Genomic DNA, 1389 nt, shown 5'->3' with positions numbered 1-1389 from the left:
TGTACGTCTTCAAACTAAATTGGACTTTTGCTAAGAGAGTATTTAGTTAATAATTCAAAGATAAAAGATTTTTTTGATTTGTTGTTAATTTTGATTTTTGGTACTCATTTCTTCGGTTTAAAATTGTAATTTTCTTTAGTTTTTCTCTTTCTTTTAAAATCAATTCACCTCTCCCAAAATAGACATCTGCAGGAGTTAAGTTGTTTAATGATTCATGATAGCGTTCATTGTTATACCCATATACAAATTTTTCTAAAGCAGCTTCTAATTCTTCTGGAGCGAAGTAATTATCAAGTTTCACAACATTTTTCATGGTTCTGTGATAGCGTTCAATTTTTCCTTGTGTTTGCGGATGATTGGGTCTGCCATGCACTTGTTGCATTTGATAATTGTCTTTTAAATATGATTTTAATTCGCTTGCAATGTAACATGAACCATTGTCAGACAAGAGTTTTGGCTTTTGCTTGGTTATCAATTTTGCTTTTTTAATGGCGGTATCAACGGTTCTTTTTACATCATCTGCTTTCATGTTCGAGCAAAGTTCCCAGTGTACAATGTATCGGCTGTAATCGTCCAAAACCGTACTCAAGTAATACCAACCCCAACCCAAGATTTTAAAATAAGTAAAATCAGTTTGCCACATTTGATGTACGAAGCCTGTTTTGTCTGTAAATTCATTGCCTGCACTTAGAAAAATATGAGCTGGAGCTGTGATTAATCCTCTTGCTTTTAAAATTCGATAAACGCTTGATTCTGATAGGAATATTTGCTGTTCATCGGTCATTTTAAAGGCTAATTCGCGTGAAGATAAATCGGGATGATCTAATGCTAATTTCACAACCAAATTCTTCTGCTCTTGTGGAATGCTGTTCCATTGTCTGTTTGATGCTCTTTTGGTTGGAAGCAATCCTTCAACACCATTTTCGCTGTAAGCATGATACCAATTGTAAAACGTACTTTTATTGATTCCAATCTCCCGAAGTGTTCGATTTACGCCAATTTCTGAACGCGTTACCATGTGAATGATTTCTTGTTTTTCGGATACTGTAAGTCGCATATATTTCTTAAACTTTTCAGTTAATCCAGCATGTCCAAGCTTTTTTTTACAATATCGTAGCGTAAAACTAAATCGGCAATCATGACTTTTAAAGCCTGATTTTCTTTCTTGAGTTCTACTACTTCATCACTGGTAGCTTCTCTTGTGGTATCACCTGCTAAACGCTTTTTACCAGCTTCTAAAAACTCTTTGTTCCATTTGTAAAACTGAGATTCATTAATGGAATACTTTCTACACAATTCTGCAACTGACATTTCTGCTCGTAAAGCTTCCATGACAATTTGGATTTTCTGTTCGGAACTAAAGATTCTTCGTGTATTTCTACGAATCTC

The 1389-nt window shown here is 34.3% G+C and carries 1 protein-coding gene; it reads right to left on the bottom strand.

Annotated elements, in window-relative coordinates; all coding sequences use genetic code 11:
• Nucleotides 1-46: 46 nt before the first annotated feature.
• Nucleotides 47-1389 (bottom strand): IS3 family transposase gene (locus tag T1L09_RS00010; RefSeq protein ID WP_422718366.1). Its coding sequence is split into 2 segments (ribosomal slippage), with 1344 coding nucleotides annotated over them: nt 47-1116 and nt 1116-1389; the frame shifts between segments, so codons are not numbered across the junction. This gene is flagged as partial in the annotation.

Source organism: Flavobacterium psychraquaticum, assembly GCF_034497725.1.
In the GTDB taxonomy this organism is placed as follows: Bacteria; Bacteroidota; Bacteroidia; order Flavobacteriales; family Flavobacteriaceae; genus Flavobacterium; species Flavobacterium psychraquaticum.
The sequence above is the reverse complement of the archived record's forward strand: the minus strand, read 5'-3'. Positions and strand labels throughout refer to the sequence as shown.